Here is an 18456-nt window from a genome sequence, read left to right on the forward strand (position 1 = left end):
TTTAATGATTGATTAGTTAAATATTTCTGCCAGCTTTTTGTCCATGGCTTCATCGCCTTCGCCACCACCGCCATACCGGCCAATGATCACTCCGTTTTTATCGATTAAAATTTTGGTAGGAAGCGTATGGATTGCATAAGGTTCGCTAATGTCGGCTGATTTATCGTAACCCGTTTGTGTTCGTTTCAAACCGCGCAATACATGTTTCCAGATACCTATCTTATCCTGATCTACAGCTTTTTTCCAGGCAGCAAGATTACTGTCATCGTCTGATACACCAATGATTTCCAAGCCTTTATCTTTGTATTTATTATAGAGACCAATTAAATGAGGATTGACCTTGCGGCAAGGCACACACCAGCTCGCCCAGAAATCGAGCAGCACATATTTTTTACCTTTAAAATCGGCCAGGCTAATCGGCTGTCCATTGATATCGTTCACCGCAAAAACCGATGCCACGCTACCTGGCGAACCACCTTCAAGGCTTTTGATCTCTTTTCCAATCTCTTTGCCATATTCACTATTTTTAATCCGGTCAGAAAGTCTGGTATAAATGGCCTTGCCCTCGTTAAGCGGCATGCCACTTACTTTCCAACGCAATAAATATGCGGTGAGATAAGAATCTGGATGAGTTTTAATAAAAGACATGTCTACCTTGTCCATCTCTTCCCTAACCGGATCCATCCGGTCTTTGGCCTGGGTGGCTATTTCTTTAAGGGCTTCAAGTTCTTCTTCTGTTTTTCCTGCTTTTTTGGCATTGATGTAAGCCATGTTAGCGTTGTTATATGCAGCAGAAAGCACGTTCATTTGATCGATCTGGTCCTTTTTTTGTTTTTTCAGCGCTGTCGATTCATCCTGTGTTGCCGAACCTGTTACTTTTAATGCACTGAAGTGGCCTGCATTAAGTTCAATAGTTAAATTTCCAGGGGAAAGGAAAAACATACCCCGGTTGGGATCATCGAAATCCCTGCCAGCTTTGTCGCTCGAAATGTAGGCTTCAACAGGTTCTGTTAAAACTCCTTTAAATGCAAAAGTTCCGTTTTGAACCGCAGCACTATCCTGCACAAACTGCTCATCATTAATCCTGTATGAAAGCTTAATTTTCCCTGTAGTAATTCCTTTTATCTTGCCCTGTAGCGTAAAGCCTGCTTCCTGTGCCTGGGTAGCCCATACCGTAATGAGCAAGGTGAATGTTATCAGATATTTTTTCATGTTATATTTTTTATCAACCAGTTTATGCTGGCCTGTGGTTAAATCAATTAATTAGCTGCGTAGCCTGTATTTTGTTCGCCAAACTCCGGATTGTAGCGAAATTCGTTGAGTGGAACAGGTAAAATGTATTGAATCTGGCTCGAAATGCTGGGTTTGTAAATTTTCACTGTTTCGAAAGGCAACCGAAGTAAAGCCATCCATTCACTTCCGTCTTCTGCCACAAGGCTTCTCGAAATTTCCTTATAAATCTCTTCCAGAAGCGCAGCAGGGCTTGCAGCAGTGGTAACAGCCTGATAAGGAGCATTCACCACTGTTAAACCAGCTTTTTCCTGAATAAGGTGAACCAGTGTTTTGGCATCTTCCAAACTTCCGCCAGCGCGTACAATGGCTTCTGCTTTGAGCAGGTAAACTTCTGTTAAACGGAAGGCGTAATCGGTTTCGCTTGTAACAGATGGCGTGCCCCCTACCACCTGATATTTGGTAAAATAATAGGTATTGGGTGCCGAAGTTGAGGGATTGGCGATGCCAATTACCCAGCCCTGGCGGGGATCACCCGCATATAAATCTCTTAACTTGCTTTTGGCTACATAAAGGGAAGAAGCACCAGGCCAGTACTGCCTGCTTTTGCTGTAAGGGTCGGCCGCCTGGAGTGCCTGCGGTTTAATGCCTAAAATTACTTCTTTACTGGCAAGCGCAGCGGTACGGAAAAGGTTCTGCTGGCTGCTTTCCAATACATACGGACTATTTTGAAGGATATTATCGGCCAGCTTGATTACTTCGGCATAATCGCCGGCGGCTCCGCGGTTAATCAGCACCCGCATCTTCAATGCCATTGCAGCCCATTTTGTAGCGTAATAGCCTGGATTGTTTGCTGGTCCGTTAGCAATAGATTCGTCAAGATCGGCTAAGATAAAATCAAAACTTTCTTTTACTGTACTTCGTTTTTTGGTGATATTGCTTAAGGTAGAAAGCTCATCGCGAAGCAATACCCCCTGGGTACTGTTAATTTTATACCACTCGGCATAATAGCTTAGCAGTTTGAAATGAGCATAAGCCCGGATAAACTTAGCTTCGGCTAGTATTTCCTTTTTACGGTTAGCTGTAAAGGCATTATCGGCCAATGCATTTACTCCTTTAATTACTCCGTTAGCGGCATTAAGGGCTTTATATGATTCTTCCCAGTAAACACCCGATACGCTTGTGTTTTGATTATCTTCTTGCGGAAGCGGTCCATATCCGTACCCCAGATAGCCGGCTAATGTTGCAGGCAGGAGCTGGTGTTGTTGCCAGTTAGCCCTTGTGGTAGTGGCATTGGCAAAGTTGTAATATGCACCATTTAAGGCAATTTGAGCCGTTGCCTGATCAAGAATGGTATTTTCTTCGACCTTGGCATTTTTAGGCAATGCCCCCAGCTCTTTTCCACAGCTATAGAGTACCGTAAGCACCGAACCCAACAGCAATAGTTTATATAATGTTTTCATGTTTATTGTTTTGATATTAGTAAATACCTGGTTGATCTGATTATAAGCCTATTCTTACGCCAACACTAAACTGCCTTACATAGGGATATCCGCCCGAATCGCTGTACCCGCCAATTAAGCTGTAAGGGTCGTTACTGGTTTCGGGATCTACCCCCGGATAGTTGGTAATGGTGAATAAATTAGTAGCTGAAACATAGGCAGACAAGCCATTAATCTTTAACCTGTCGGTAAGTTGCTTAGGCAACTGATAAGCAAAGGTTACCGATTTTAACTTAATGAAAGAGGCATCGTACACGTTGTTACTGGCTGCATAGGCATAAGAGCTTTGGCCCTGTATTAAACGGGGCCTCGTGGCATTGGGGTTATCCGGTGTCCAGCGCCCGAGGATAGCCACGCCTTTATTGGTTCTTTTACCCATATCCTGATTTTGCACATCGGCCAGGTAATAGATGTCGCCACCGTAAGAGAAAGTAGCCAGCGCCGTTAAACTAAATGCGTTATAGCTTAACCTGTTGGTATAACCGCCATAGTATTTGGGTTCGGCACGGCCAATAATATCATCTTTGAAATAGCGGTAACCGCCTCCAATATCTTCCAGAATATAGCTGGCATCGCCAATGCCCAGATAAGGATAACTGCCAAACATGGCAAGCAGGTTACCGTTTTTATAGGCATTTACCTCTGCCTGGGTACTTAAAATTTTATCGAATACCCGGCCGTAAAGCAAACCAATAGGCTCGCCAACTTTTAACACGGTATTGCCGTATTGATAAACCTGCGGATTATTGGGATCGGAAACATCGTTAGATAAGGCCAATACTTTAGAGCGGTTACCTGAGATATTTAATGTTCCGGACCATTGAAAGTTTTTATTTCGGATAAAATCTCCGCTTAGTTCGAGCTCCAGTCCGCGGTTGCGAATATTGGCAATATTAGCGGTTACACCTGTATAACCCGAACTGGCCGCCACGGTAATCGGGAAGAGCACATCTTTGGTACGCTTTTCATAATAACCGAATCCACCACGAAACCTGCCGTTGAAAAAAGAGAAGTCAATTCCGGCGTCACGCTGTAACGTAGATTCCCATTTTAAGCGGGGGTTGCCCAGCTGACTGGGCGAAAGGCCATTGAGTCCGGCATAGGAAACCGGCGAATAAAGGGTATAAAATAAATTATCGCCAATGTTTTGCGTTCCGGTATAACCTGCACTTGCACGTAATTTAATTTCGTCGATCCATTTTACATTTTTTAGAAAGTTTTCTTTAGAAATTCTCCATCCCAATCCGCCTGAGGGGAAATAACCTACCCGGTTGGCTTCAGGAAACTTAGAAGATGCATCTGATCGGCCGGTAAAGGTAAAAAGATACTTATCGTAAAGGTTGTATGCTGCACGCATGTAAAAACTCAGCAGCGAATTCTGATCTGATGTGCCGGTAGCCGGAAGGGTTACCGCAGCCGACGACAGGTTGTTCAAATAGGTATCATCGGGAAAGCCCTGACCGCTTGCAGAAAAAGCATTTGATTTGGTAATCTGCAACGAAGTACCGAATACCACATTTAACCTGTTGTTTTCGTTAAAATCCTTGTTATAAGTAAGGGTATTTTCAAAAAACGTATTGGTTTGCTGCGATTGTGATTGTGTTGCAATACCATTGTTAGAGCTGCCCGATCCGTTTGAAGTGGCTATTGATGCAGTACTGGGGATATAATTGGTTTGGCGGTAGTTGTTGTAGTTTATGGCTACCGAACTTCTGAATTTTAAATCTTTCAGGATATCATATTCGCCGGCAATGCTTCCGATCAGAAAGATCGCGTTAGAACGGTTAACGCCTTTGGTTAATACCAGCGGATTTTGAAAGCCCTCATAAGCGTAAGCCCCCAAAGTAGCAGGATCGATAACTTTAACACTGCCATCTGCATTGAAAGGTTCGACCGTTGGAGGTGCAAACATGGCCTGGGTGTAAATTCCGTTGGTAATGTTGTTGGTCATGAAACCATAATCGAGGTTGGTATTAAAACGTAACTTCTTACTGATTTCATTATCCAGACTTATTTTTCCGGCTACCCGCGAATAATCTGTTCCAATTACCGTACCCTGGTTTTTATTGTATGTAACAGAACTGTAGTAGGTAGATCCAGTTCCGCCACCCCTTACCGAAACATCGGCATTATAGGTAAACGCATTGCGCAACACCAAATCCATCCAGTCGGTATTGGCCGTACCAAAATAGTTCGGATCGTTGAGTATCTGCGTAGCCAGGGCGTTAGGTGCAAGAACAGGTACTGCCGCCGCACGGGCATCATTCAGGTTTTTTGCAGCTTCCTTTACCACGGCTATATATTGGTCTCTGTTTAATACCTTTTCCTTTTCAGGCATTGATAAACCGCTATAATAGTTGGCTTCGAGTACTGGTTTCTGATTGGATTTTCCTTTTTTAGTGGTAATAATTACCACGCCGTTCGCAGCACGAGAGCCGTAAATAGCTGTGGCAGATGCATCTTTTAGGATATCGATTGTCTCAATATCGTTGATATTAAGCCCCCCTAAGCTGTTTAAACCACGGGCAAAAGAGCCCGCAACAGTAAAATTAGGATCATCGTTACCACCTCTTTCTACAGGACTCACAATATCTGCCGCTCCTGCCTGGTAACGGTTTTGCACCTGCACCTGTACCCCGTCAATGATGTAAAGCGGATCGTTTCCGCACATGAGCGAAGTTCCGCCCCTGATCCTGATCTTGGCAACCCCACCGGGAGAACCATCGGCCTGCACAACCTGCACACCAGCAGCCTTTCCGGTAAGTGCCTGGTCTATCGTGGCAAAAGGTACATTGCGTACTTCTTTCATATCTACCGATGATACTGATCCGGTTAAATCTTTTCTGCGTGCAGTACCATAGCCCACCACCACAGTTTCCTGAAGTTTATTCTCCCGAAGCTGCAAATTCACCACCATATTTGCACTTACCGGCTGTTCTTTGGTGCTATAGCCAACATAAGAAAAAATCAGCGTGGCATTTGCAGGTACATCAATGGTAAAAAAACCTTGTGCATTGGTACTCACGGTATTTTTTAAATTACCTTTTTCCCTAACGGTTACCCCCGGAATGGGCCTTCCATCTTCATCTACTACCCTGCCGTGCATATCGGTGTTTGCAAACACCTCTTTAATGCGATCCAGTATAGAGGTTGATTTTTTGTTTAAGACAATAATTTTGTCTTTAATGGTATAATCGAATTGTTGGTCGAATACCTTTTTCAATACTTCATTCAGGTCCTGATCTTTAACATTCACGTTCACTTTGCCCGCCGATTCGAGCAACCGGAAGTCGAACACAAAGTCATATCCTGTTTGGGTTCTGATTTTGGTAATGATAGATTCGAGAGAGGCATTTTTTTCATTTAAGGTTACTTTTTGGCCAAAAGAAGCCGCCGAAACCTGTAATAAAGTGGCTGTGAGGATAAAGATGACCAATTTCATAGTCAATAGGATTTTATTAGGCAGCCGCAGCCGGGCCATGCCTAGGTTAAAAGCATAAATTTGCATACTTTTGTTTAGGTTTGAGTTGATTGGAAACTGTTGCTAAATATTTCTGATTCCCGATTTCGGGAAGGGCTCAAACTCACGGATAGTGGTGTTCGCAGCACCATTATCCTTCATTAAAGCCCTGTTTTTCCGTTAACTCTGCTGTCGTAGATTTCTTTTCATTTTAGTTAGTTTGGTTTTTAGTTGATATGATTTATTGGTTATTAATTAGGCAGAACGGTTACTTTTCTGTCTTCTATTTTAAATCTGAGATGTCCGGCCTCTGCCAGGCGTTCCAAAACTGCCGCTAAGGATTTGGTTCTTGAAATGCGGCCTATGAGCGGAATATGCTTAATTTCTTCATCCTGATAGCTCACTTCTACGTTATACCAGCGTGCAATAATCGTCATCACATTTTCGAGTGGTTCGGCCCGAAAATAAAACTCATTTTTAACCCAGGCCATTTCACTTTCCAGATCTGCTTCAACTACTTTAACCGATCCTGCTTTGTTAACGGCCAGCTCGCCCGGTTTCAGCAAATAACTGTTATTAATCTTAACGCTTCCTTCCAGTAAGGTTGTTCTGGTTCCTGCAGTTTGATTATAATCGTTTACATTGAAATGCGTGCCCAATACCCTAATTTCCTGCCCTGCTGTTTTAACAATAAATGGATGACTCTTATCTTTAGTAATTTCAAAATAGGCCTCTCCAGATAGTTCAACCGACCTGTTTTTCATCCCTGCAAATGTTGAAGGATAAATGATAGAAGAAGCTGCATTCATCAAAACCACTGAGCCGTCTGGTAAAATCACTTTAATCTTCTCGCCATTTGAGGTGGCCAAACGGTTGTAAGCTATTTGCCCGCCCGGCCTACAAGTAGTTTGACAGATAATTTCGCCATTCTGATGTTTTACGATCACTAATCCGGAAACATCGTCGGTTTTTCCCGAAGTCATATCGTTAATGTATATCTTTTTCCCACCGGCCAGCGTAAGTGTTGCCCCGTTTTTTCCGGCTGATATATCCTGCGTAAAATCTACCGCAGGGGCTGTACTCAGGCTGTAAATTAAAATCCCCAAACCAACAATAACAGTTAGTGTAGCTGCTATGGCTATATTGATCCATAATTTCCGCAGACTAGTTTTGCTGTCGCCATGGCTAAATATCTGTTCCAGGATCCGGGTACTTTGGCTCTCCGTTAGCTGATGCTCATCAACCTGATTTTGAATAAGCTCTTCCAGCAGGGTATCTATCTCCTGTTCATAACTGGGATCATCTACAAAATCCCATAGTTCCATTTCATCAAGTTTTGTTGCCTTTGCCGATAAGTACAGCTGCAATAATTCTTTAAGCCTTGTTGTCTGGATTGCCATAGCGTTAATTTTACTTTCGTATTTAAACACATTGACACCAATCGCGCCGGGCCGGGGTATATCAAAAAGAAATTATTTTATAAACACCTGAATATCAACAAGATTATTTCATCAACACCATTACCAGCAGTGGAAAAGCAATGGCATTTTTCTTCAGGTGCTCTCTTATTTTCTTCAGTGCCAGCCGCATGTGTACATGAACGGTTTGAGGAGAAATTCCCATTTGTTTGCCTGCTTCCTCATATTTTAATCCTTGCTGATGACAAAGCTGATAAGCCAGTTGTTGTTGCGGAGAAAGTCCGGAAATAGCCTGGTCTACTATTTTTAAAGTTTCACGGTAATCGAGTTGCTCGAGTGTTGATACTTCCGACTCCTCTTCTGCGTGTGCTAAATCTAAACTGAGGTTAGCTTTTTTAGAAAGATCGCGCAGTACATTAAATGCACGGTTGCGCACCAGCCTGTTTAAATAGGCTCCAAAACTTTCAATTTCCCCTAAACGCTCTCTGGTATTCCAAACATTTAAAAAAACATCCTGAACAATTTCTAAGGCAAGGTCTTCTGAATGGGTAATGCGCCTGGCAAAGCTGAAAACAAAATTTTGATAATGATTAAAAAGGCTCGTAAATGCGTGCCTGTCGCCTCTCGTTATGTTGATTAACAATTCCTTTTCATTTAAAAGTGGGGAGACAGACATTCGCGGGATTTTGTATTCTAAATTTAATAAAACATTCAATAATAATAAAAAAGTGACTGTTTCTGCCGATAATCTGAAGAAAAATTGTAAAGAGATTTGTCCTTATTTCTTAGTTGAAAGCCATATTTCCTAAACTTATGCCCTGCTCATGATTGAGTAAAGCGAATAATCGTGTATTAATTTGGATAGCTGGCATGAATAGCTTCGTACATTAGTAACTTTAACCATTAAACCAAAATCTCTACTAACCAATAAAATGAAAAAAATTACCCGCATTGCTTGTATGCTCTGCTTTATGGCCTTTCAGCTAAATACTGCTTTGGCCCAGCAAAAACCCAACATTTTAATTATTATATCCGACGATCACGCTTACCAGGCAATAGGTGCTTATGGGGCTAAAATAGCCAAAACACCTAATATCGATAGAATAGCGAAAGAAGGTGCCATTTTTAACAAGGCTTATGTAACCAATTCGATTTGTGGCCCCAGCAGGGCAGTAATACTAACCGGCAAATACAGCCATAAAAATGGATTCAAGGATAATACGAATTATAAATTTGATGGCAGCCAGAATGAATTTGTAAAAAACCTGCAGGCGGCAGGCTATCAAACCGGCTGGATTGGCAAATGGCACCTGGAAAGCACGCCACAGGGTTTCGACTTTTATAAAATTTTACCGGGGCAAGGGCAATACTATAATCCGGATTTTATCACCATGGATGGGAAAACAGAGCATATAACCGGTTATGCCAGTAATGTAATCGAAGATCAGGCAGAAAAATATTTAGATGGCAGAGATCAAAGCAAACCCTTCTGTTTAGTAATCGGCCATAAAGCTACACACCGCACCTGGATTCCGGATACCTGCGATATGGGCATGTACGATAAGGTTAATTTTCCGCTACCGGCCAACTTTTACGATGATTACGCTAACCGCGAGGCCGCTAAAATCCAGGACATGAGTATTAGTAAAACCATGCAAATGGGCTACGACCTGAAAATGTTATCGTACAGCAAAAATGGGCGTGAACCATCAGTAGACCGGATGAATGCTGACCAACGGGCTAAATTTGATGCCTACTACAAACCCATTGATGCTGATTTAAAAGCCCGAAACTTATCTGGCAAAGCCTTAACCGAATGGAAATATCAGCATTACATGCGCGATTACCTGAGTACTGCTGCCTCACTCGATAGGAACATTGGTCGAGCGCTGGATTACCTGGATAAACACGACCTGGCTAAAAATACCATTGTAATTTACCTTTCAGATCAGGGCTTTTACCTGGGTGAGCATGGCTGGTTTGATAAGCGCTGGATTTACGAAGAATCATTCAGAACGCCAATGGTAATGCGTTACCCTGGGGTGATTAAACCCGGCACCAAATCAAACGATTTTGTATTAAACATGGATATTGCTCCTACCGTGCTCGATGCTGCCGGGGTTACGATTCCGAAAGATATTCAGGGCGAATCGTTTTTACCTTTGCTTAACGGTAAAAATGCAAAAGGACGCGATGCCATTTATTACCACTATTACGAAAATGGCGAACATGCGGTATCACCCCACTTTGGCATTAAAACCAAAAGGTATAAGCTAATCCGTTTTTATACCCGCGTAAACACCTGGGAATTATATGATTTACAAGCAGATCCGGGCGAAAACACCAATATATTTGGCAAGAAAGGATATGAAAAACTTACAGCTGATTTGATGGGTCAACTGAAAAAGCAAATTGATAAATACGAAGACACCGAAGCCGAAAAAATTCTCGCTACACCTATTACTGCAAGTGCACAATAAGGCTATAAAACGAAATATCTAAAAGAATATCATCCTCAAAAAAGGATGATATTCTTTTTTACAACCTAGCTTAATAAGTGAGCTTCGAAAAATTGAATAAGTAACCTTAATTGTTAACCCGTAAAGCAGAAAAATATGCCGGAAACAAAAAAAGCAGCTCTTTTCAGAACTGCTTTTAAAACTCGGGGTGGCTGATGGGGCTCGAACCCACGACCCTCGGCACCACAAACCAATACTCTAACCAACTGAGCTACAGCCACCGTGTTTTTTTTGATGTCACAAAAGTACGACTTTTAACATTCCCTGCAAATATTTTTGCTAAAGTTTTTACAACAAATTTTTAATTCCTTAACATTCAATTATTTGAATTTGAAAAAAAATTTCAGCCACAGATAAAACAAGCTATTTTAATGCTAAAAACATAACTTTACGGCGTTTATGATCGAAATTTACACAGACGGAGCAGCAAGCGGAAACCCCGGACCAGGCGGTTGGGGCACGATTTTAAGGGCCGGGCAACACTATAAAGAGTTAAGCGGCGGTTTCAGGATGACCACCAACAACCGCATGGAATTGCTTGCCGTAATTAAAGGTTTAGAGGCATTAAAAAGTTTAAACCAGCAGGTTACTGTTTTCTCCGATTCTAAATATGTGGTTGATGCCGTAGAAAAGAAATGGGTATTTGGCTGGGTAACCAAAAATTTCAAAGACAAGAAAAACAAAGACCTTTGGCTTCGCTTCCTAGAACTCTACAAACTCCATAAGGTGAAATTCGTTTGGATAAAAGGCCACAACGACCATCCCGAGAATGAGCGTTGCGACCGTTTAGCGGTTTTTGCCTCACAAGACAAAGCAAATCTTGCTATCGATACTGTATTTGAAGTAGAAAGAGCTAAGGGAATCTAATCAATTCCCCCTACTACTCCCAAATCCTGCAAGGTGTTTTCTACCTTTGCTTCAATCGAAATTGATTTTGCAGTATACAAAAGCATCATTTCTTCTGCTTTATTTACCATATTTTTTGATCCGATAAATACCGGTACCCGTTGGTGCAGTTCTGTTGGCTGAATATCCAGTATGCGATCGAAACCGGTACTCGCCTTGCCTCCTGCCTGCTCAATAATAAAAGCCATCGGGTTGCATTCATACAATAAGCGCAGTTTTCCCTTAGGCGAGCGTGCAGTGGTTGGATAAATATAGATACCACCTTTAATCAAATTGCGGTGGATATCGCCTACCATTGAACCAATATAACGCGAGGTATAAGGGCGTTTTGTAGCCTCATCCTCTACCTGGCAATATTTGATGTATTTTTTCACCCCATCCGGAAAATGCACATAGTTACCCTCGTTTACCGAGTACATATAACCGTTTTCCGGTATTTTCATCTGTGGATGTGAGAGACAAAACTCACCAATGGATGGATCGAGGGTAAAACCGTTCACCCCTTTGCCTGTAGTGTAAACAAGCATGGTAGAAGAACCATAAATAACGTAGCCCGCAGCAACCTGCTCCGTACCTTTTTGCAGCACATCGGCTAAACTGGCGCGGCCTTCAACCGATTTCCGTCTATAAATAGAAAAAATAGTTCCTACCGCAACATTTACATCCGTGTTTGACGAGCCATCTAAAGGATCGATGCACACAATGTATTTTGCATTCTGCGAAACGGGCGAATCAATATGAATAATCTCATCTTCCTCCTCGGTAGCGACAATGCAACATTCGCCACCACTAGTTAAAGCAGCAATAAACTGTTCATCTGCATATACATCCAGTTTCTTTTGTTCTTCGCCCTGAATATTGGTGGTTCCCATATCACCGAGGATATCAACCAAACCTGCCTTGTTAATTTCGCGGTTAACGATTTTTGCAGCAATACCAATATCCCGCAGCAGCCTCGAAAGCTCGCCTTTGGCATAAGGAAAATCTGCCTGTTTTTCTATAATAAATTGCCCTAGTGTTTTAACGCCACAAACCATACTTAGTGTATATTTTACATTATCTACCCGATAATTCTATGACCTCTAAGATATGAATATTTTCGTCAGTAATGCAAAACCTGATCAGGGTTCTCACTTTGTGCCAACCGTGTTTTCCCGCCGCACCGGGGTTTATATGCAAACATTTTAGCTTTTCATCGAACATTACTTTTAAAATATGCGAGTGTCCGGTGATAAATAATTTTGGAGGGTTAGTGTATATTTCAGGCTTAACCAAAGCTGAATATTTACCCGGATATCCACCAATATGTGTCATCCACACATCTACCCTTTCGCAGCTAAATCGATTTTTCTCTGGGAATTCATTTCTGATCACTGCATCATCAATATTTCCGAACACACCACGTAATGGCTTAAAAGCCGCTAACGGTTCAGCTACATCCGGACCAAAATCGCCAGCATGCCAAATCTCATCCACACTTTCAAAGTGTTTAAAAACCGCATCATCTAAAAAACCATGTGTATCAGAAATTAACCCTATTTTTTTCATTATGTAAACTTAATTGTGTGCTTAATTTACAGGAGATGACAGCCGTAAAGCATAAAATTCAATCAAAAATCGCTCCATACAAACGACAAAATACTTACAAAAAGACTGTAATGACTTACAAAAATACGCTACTTTAATTGTACAATCTTGACATCAATAGCAAGGTTAAATCAGTAAGCCAAAAAGAAATCTTTAAGTAGTACTTTATATTCGGCGGTATGCACCTTCAAATCTTCATAAAGATAGAAATCGCTTTCCTGTAGTGCTGCGTTATTTTTCCCTAAACAAATGATTTGCCTGAACGCAGGTTTAGATCGGTCAGAATGGACATGAACCCTTTCTAAAAGTCCAATTCCATATTGTCTGGCATGAAGCACCACCTCATCGGCTTGCTTTACTGGAAGGATCAGCCATGCTTTTCCATCGGCCGTTAACAACTCATTTATCTTTTTCACCAGCATGCTAAAAAACCCCTCCGCAGCATGCCTCGCGATTCCTTTCCGTACCTCTTCATTCTTCAAATCATTTACAAAAAAAGGTGGATTGGATACGATCAGATCAAATCTTTCAGCAGAATTGTATTCTTCAATTGCTGTATTGCTGATGGTTAAACGACGATTGAACGTCGATTGTTGAAAATTTCGTTCAGCAGTTTTCGCAGCTTGCTCATCGATTTCTACCGCATGTACGTTCGCATCAGGAAAACGCTGCGCTAACATCATGGCAATTACACCAGTACCTGTTCCGATATCCAATATATTTTTAGGCATGTTGTGATTGGCCATCGCCCCAATTAAAACGCCATCCGTATTAATCTTCATGGCGCAACCGGCCTGATCGACCTCGAACTGCTTGAATTTAAAGATACTCATCTACTATTAAAATCTTGCTCCTATCCTTATGGGTAAAAAAATGGATTGATGTACAAACCTGAAGCCTGCTTTATATTGTATACTTAGTTTTTCACCTACTTTGTGCTCAACACCTCCACTTAAATCAACAAAGGCAACAGTAGAACCATTAACATATTGATTATTAATATGACTACTTCCTAACTTCAGATTAAATACCGGTGCAAGGCTAGCCTTTATAGTTACATACTCAAAGTCGCCAAACACTGAAAAACCATTAATTCCTTCATAATTCAAATAAGAAAGACCTAAACCCAACCGAACATTACGCTTGAAGCTTATGCCATTAACTAAACTTAAATCCAATCCATTAGGTTTTCCTCCTAGCTGATAACCCATGCCCCCATCAACGGCATCGATTTTTAGTGGCCTGGACAGGAACAAATGATAGCCTGCTTCAACTTTAGCCGTATATTTAATTGGCGATTGTGCCTGTGTATTGATAAAACAACAAACCACGACACAAATCAAGAGCATTTTTTTCATTTTTGAGCGTTATATTTTGATAAAAATCTATTGTTCGTACAATTCTAAAGGCAAACCATCCGGATCAGCAAAGAAAGTAAAGCGCTTATCCGTAAATTCATCAATGCGGATAGGCTCGGTAACAATTCCTCGTTCATTTAAGCGCGAAATCTCTTTTTCAATATCCGCCACTTCGAAAGCTAAATGACGTAAACCTTGTGCTTCAGGTCGCGATGGACGCGCAGGTGGATTTTCGAAAGAAAAAAGCTCAATTTGATACACTCCATTTACCGCCAGATCAAGCTTATATGATTTCCGTTCCGCCCTGTAAACTTCGGCCAGCACGGTAAATCCCAGTTTATTCACGTAAAAATCTTTCGATTTTTCATAATCAGAACAAATAATAGCGATGTGATGGATACGTAGCATAAAAAATGAATGAATTAAAGAATCAGTGTACGATTGAATGATTTGCAAAGTTCTACATTCTCTTATTCAAAATTCAATCATTCGGTCATTATTTTAAAATCGTTCAAAATTCTCTCATTCAATCCACCAAAAGGCAGCTATTCTTAATTAAAAACGCTAAATTTGCGACTTCAAAAAAAAAGCATGATTCATTTCTTCCTTAGTCAATCGCAGGCGGTTTTTGTTTTACAAACAGACAAAGCGCTTTCTACAACTGATATTACTAAACTCGAATGGTTATTTGGCGGTGCCAAAATCTCGCAAGAAACAGCTTTAACAGGCTTTTTCGTTGGGCCAAGAGCAGCTATGATTACTCCATGGAGTACCAACGCGGTAGAAATTACCCAGAACATGGACATGCAGGGCATTATCAGAATCGAAGAATTTAAACAGGTTGACGAAGCCTTTGCAGATTACGATCCGATGCTTGCTCAAAAATACGATAAGATTGACCAGGAGGTTTATACCATTAACATTAAGCCTGAGCCAATTTTAGAAATTACTGATATTGCAGCATACAATAAACAGGAAGGACTTTCTTTAAGTGATGAAGAAGTAGATTATTTAAACACTTTAGCGCAGAAATTAGAAAGACCGTTAACCGACTCTGAAGTTTTCGGTTTCTCGCAGGTAAACTCAGAACACTGCCGTCACAAAATTTTTAACGGAAAATTTGTAATCGATGGTGTAGAGCAACCTACCTCTTTATTTAAGCTCATCCGTAAAACTTCTGAAGAAAACCCGAACGATATTGTTTCGGCCTATAAAGATAACGTTGCTTTTATTAAAGGTCCTAAAGTACAGCAGTTTGCACCTAAACGTGCCGATCAACCTGATTTTTATGCCTTAAGCGATTTCGATTCAGTAATCTCTCTAAAAGCAGAAACACACAATTTCCCAACTACTGTAGAGCCTTTTAATGGTGCTGCAACCGGTTCGGGTGGTGAAATCAGAGACCGTTTAGCCGGTGGCCAGGGTTCTTTACCTTTAGCCGGAACTGCAGTTTACATGACCGCGCTTTCTCGTTTAGCAGATAATCGCCCATGGGAACAAGGTGTAGAAGAAAGACAATGGCTATACCAGACCCCAATGGATATCCTGATCAAAGCATCAAACGGTGCTACCGATTTCGGAAATAAATTTGGTCAGCCGCTAATTACCGGTTCGGTTTTAACTTTCGAACACGAAGAAGATAACCGTACCCTTGGTTTTGATAAAGTAATTATGCTTGCCGGTGGTATTGGTTATGGCAAAGCCAGTCAGGCACAAAAACTTAAACCACAGGAAGGCGATAATATCGTAATCCTGGGTGGCGAAAATTATAGAATCGGAATGGGTGGCGCAGCAGTTTCATCTGCTGATACCGGTCAGCACGGAAGCGGCATCGAATTAAATGCCATCCAGAGATCGAACCCTGAAATGCAGAAACGTGCGGCAAATGCCGTTCGTGGCTTGGTAGAAAGCGAGCATAACCCGATCATCTCTATCCACGATCACGGTGCAGGTGGTCACTTAAACTGTTTATCAGAACTGGTTGAAGAAACCGGTGGTTTAATTAACCTCGATAAACTTCCGGTAGGCGACCCTACCCTTTCAGCAAAAGAAATTATTGGTAACGAATCGCAGGAAAGAATGGGATTGGTAATTGGTAACGAGCATATCGAAACCTTACAAAAAATTGCCGACCGCGAGCGTTCACCAATGTATACCGTAGGTAAAGTTACCGGCGATCACCGTTTCACCTTTAAATCGGCTACTACCGGTTTAAAACCAATGGATTTAGAACTTGCAGCCATGTTTGGCAGCTCGCCTAAAATTGTAATGGAAGATAGCACCGTAGATCGTAAATACAGCGAACTGAATTACGATGCCAGCCAATTAAACACCTATTTGGAACAAGTGCTTCAATTAGAAGCTGTTGCTTCGAAAGATTGGTTAACCAACAAAGTTGACCGCTGTGTGGGTGGCCGCGTGGCGAAACAACAATGTGCTGGTCCGTTACAATTGCCGCTAAACAACTGCGGTGTAATGGCTTTAGATTTTCAGGGTAAAGAAGGTATTGCCACTTCAGTTGGTCACTCGCCTGTTTCGGCATTGATTGATCCGGCTGCAGGTAGCCGCAACGCCATTGCCGAATCTCTTTCGAACATTGTTTGGGCTCCTTTAAAAGATGGTTTAAAAAGCGTTTCGCTTTCTGCCAACTGGATGTGGGCCTGTAAAAATGAAGGCGAAGACGCCAGATTATATTCAGCCGTAAAAGCTTGTTCTGATTTCGCAATTGGTTTAGGAATCAATATCCCAACCGGGAAAGATTCTTTATCAATGAAACAGAAATATGCCAACGGAGATGTGATTGCACCTGGTACCGTAATTATTTCGGCTGGTGCCAACTGCGATGATATTACCAAAGTAGTTGAGCCCGTATTGCAAAAAGATGGTGGTGCTATTTATTACATCAACCTATCAAACGATAGTTATAAACTGGGCGGTTCATCATTCGCGCAGATTTTAAACAAAGTTGGTACCGAAACCCCTGATGTTAAAAACGCAGATCAGTTTAAAAATGCATTTAACACCTTACAACAATTAATTAAAGCAGGCCAAATCCAGGCCGGACACGATATTGGTAGTGGTGGTTTAATTACGACCCTGTTGGAAATGTGTTTTGCCGACCGTGGATTAGGTGCTCAAATCGATTTATCGGCTTTAGCAGAGCAGGATAGCATTAAATTGCTTTTTGCAGAAAATATTGCCGTAGTTTTCCAGGCCGATGCCGCTGTAGAAGCCACATTGACTCAAAACGGCGTTACTTTCCACAAAATTGGTACGGTAAGCACTTCGGCTACGCTTGAAGTTAAAAATGCTGCCGACAACTTTAGTTTCGATATCGATCACCTGCGCGATGTTTGGTTTAAAACTTCATACTTATTAGATAACAGACAAACCGGTAATGGTTTAGCCAAAGAGCGTTACGATAATTATAAAAACCACGTTTTAAATTATAGTTTCCCGCTTACTTTCGACGGTAAAAAACCGGTAATCGACGAAACCAAACCTAGACCAAAAGCCGCCATTATCCGCGAGAAAGGAAGTAATTCTGAGCGCGAGCTGGCAAATGCCATGTATTTCGCAGGTTTTGATGTGAAAGATGTACACATGACCGATTTAATTACGGGCAGAGAGACCTTAGAAGATATTCAGTTTATTGGTGCTGTGGGTGGTTTCTCTAACTCTGATGTTTTAGGATCGGCAAAAGGCTGGGCTGGTGCATTTTTATATAACGAGAAAGCTAGAATTGCTTTAGAAAAATTCTTTGCCCGCCCTGATACTTTATCTGTAGGTATTTGCAACGGCTGTCAGTTATTTGTTGAGCTGGGCTTAATTAATAAAGACCACACCGATAAACCTAAGATGTTGCATAACAAAAGCGGCAAACACGAAAGTATTTTCACTTCATTAACCTTACAGGAAAACAACTCGGTAATGTTATCAAGCCTTGCAGGCAGCACCTTAGGTGTTTGGGTATCGCATGGCGAAGGTAGATTCTCGTTACCGTACGCAGAAGATCAATACAAAATTGTAGCTAAATATGCTTACGAAACTTATCCGGCTAGTCCGAACGGTTCAGATTACAACACCGCAATGTTGTGCGATGAAACCGGCCGTCACCTGGTAATGATGCCGCACATTGAACGTTCATTGTTCCAATGGCACTGGGCAAATTATCCGGCAGGCAGAAAAGACGAAGTTTCGCCATGGATGGAAGCTTTTGTAAACGCCCGCAAGTGGATCGAAAACCACGGATAATCAATTGATGGAAAATGTAAAATGGATGAGGATTAAAAACCTTCATCCATTTTTTTTTGCTCCGAAAACAATGCGTCATTTCAATCCGATAGCTATTGGATGAAGCGAAGCAGAGAAAGCTCAAGTAGATTTCCCGACTCCTTTGCACTGCGCTACCATTGACAGACACCTAAGAATGTCGTCATTGCGAGAAGGCTTTTTCAGCCGACGAAGCAATCTTTA

General features: G+C 41.7%; 13 protein-coding genes and 1 tRNA gene. 3 read left to right on the plus strand and 11 right to left on the minus strand.

Going from position 1 to position 18456, the window contains the following annotated elements; genetic code table 11:
• Window positions 1–12: 12 nt before the first annotated feature.
• The 5 genes from OC25_RS00765 to OC25_RS00785 form a co-directional block, all read right to left on the minus strand.
• Window positions 13–1212 carry a TlpA disulfide reductase family protein gene (locus OC25_RS00765; protein ID WP_039470683.1) on the minus strand — a complete coding sequence of 400 codons (1200 nt, stop codon included), beginning with the start codon at window positions 1210–1212 and terminating at the stop codon, window positions 13–15.
• Between the two features lie 47 nt (window positions 1213–1259).
• Window positions 1260–2693, minus strand: a complete 1434-nt coding sequence (locus tag OC25_RS00770; protein WP_039470684.1) for a RagB/SusD family nutrient uptake outer membrane protein — start codon at window positions 2691–2693, stop codon at window positions 1260–1262.
• A gap of 40 nt (window positions 2694–2733) precedes the next feature.
• A complete protein-coding gene (locus OC25_RS00775; RefSeq protein WP_039470763.1) occupies window positions 2734–6174 on the minus strand; it encodes a TonB-dependent receptor in 3441 nt (1146 codons plus the stop codon).
• 269 nt (window positions 6175–6443) lie between these two features.
• Complete coding sequence (locus OC25_RS00780; RefSeq protein WP_156131352.1) at window positions 6444–7592, minus strand: FecR family protein; 1149 nt, start codon at window positions 7590–7592, stop codon at window positions 6444–6446.
• A gap of 103 nt (window positions 7593–7695) precedes the next feature.
• The gene (locus OC25_RS00785) at window positions 7696–8286 is read right to left on the minus strand and encodes an RNA polymerase sigma factor (RefSeq protein WP_039470685.1); all 591 of its coding nucleotides are present in this window, start codon (window positions 8284–8286) and stop codon (window positions 7696–7698) included.
• A gap of 256 nt (window positions 8287–8542) precedes the next feature.
• On the opposite strand from OC25_RS00785, the gene OC25_RS00790 reads away from it, so the two are divergent.
• The gene (locus tag OC25_RS00790) at window positions 8543–10090 is read left to right on the plus strand and encodes a sulfatase family protein (RefSeq protein ID WP_082018464.1); all 1548 of its coding nucleotides are present in this window, start codon (window positions 8543–8545) and stop codon (window positions 10088–10090) included.
• Window positions 10091–10276: 186 nt separating this feature from the next.
• On the opposite strand, the gene OC25_RS00795 is transcribed toward OC25_RS00790, so the two are convergent.
• Window positions 10277–10350, minus strand: a tRNA-His gene (locus tag OC25_RS00795).
• 178 nt (window positions 10351–10528) lie between these two features.
• Here OC25_RS00795 and rnhA point away from each other — a divergent pair.
• On the plus strand, window positions 10529–10996 hold the full coding sequence (gene rnhA, locus OC25_RS00800) for a ribonuclease HI (RefSeq protein ID WP_039470686.1): 468 nt from the start codon (window positions 10529–10531) through the stop codon (window positions 10994–10996).
• Here rnhA and fbp read toward each other — a convergent pair.
• The 5 genes from fbp to gloA2 form a co-directional block, all read right to left on the minus strand.
• Window positions 10993–12072: a class 1 fructose-bisphosphatase gene (gene fbp, locus OC25_RS00805; protein WP_039470688.1), complete on the minus strand. Its 1080-nt coding sequence runs from the start codon at window positions 12070–12072 to the stop codon at window positions 10993–10995. The genes rnhA and fbp overlap by 4 nt on opposite strands.
• A 19-nt stretch (window positions 12073–12091) precedes the next feature.
• Window positions 12092–12583: a metallophosphoesterase family protein gene (locus OC25_RS00810; RefSeq protein WP_039470690.1), complete on the minus strand. Its 492-nt coding sequence runs from the start codon at window positions 12581–12583 to the stop codon at window positions 12092–12094.
• Between the two features lie 170 nt (window positions 12584–12753).
• Window positions 12754–13455 (minus strand): tRNA1(Val) (adenine(37)-N6)-methyltransferase, encoded by a 702-nt coding sequence (locus OC25_RS00815; protein WP_039470692.1) that lies wholly within the window; start codon window positions 13453–13455, stop codon window positions 12754–12756.
• 6 nt (window positions 13456–13461) lie between these two features.
• Window positions 13462–13980, minus strand: a complete 519-nt coding sequence (locus tag OC25_RS00820) for a hypothetical protein (protein WP_039470696.1) — start codon at window positions 13978–13980, stop codon at window positions 13462–13464.
• Window positions 13981–14007: 27 nt separating this feature from the next.
• Entirely contained in the window at window positions 14008–14388 is a 381-nt protein-coding gene (gene gloA2, locus OC25_RS00825; RefSeq protein ID WP_039470697.1) for an SMU1112c/YaeR family gloxylase I-like metalloprotein, read from the minus strand.
• A gap of 183 nt (window positions 14389–14571) precedes the next feature.
• Here gloA2 and purL point away from each other — a divergent pair, with 183 nt between their 5' ends.
• Window positions 14572–18234, plus strand: coding sequence for a phosphoribosylformylglycinamidine synthase (purL, locus tag OC25_RS00830; protein WP_039470698.1), 3663 nt, complete (start codon window positions 14572–14574; stop codon window positions 18232–18234).
• The last annotated feature ends 222 nt before the right edge of the window (window positions 18235–18456 follow it).

Origin of the sequence: Pedobacter kyungheensis (assembly GCF_000812965.1) — a bacterium.
In the GTDB taxonomy this organism is placed as follows: domain Bacteria; phylum Bacteroidota; class Bacteroidia; order Sphingobacteriales; family Sphingobacteriaceae; genus Pedobacter; species Pedobacter kyungheensis.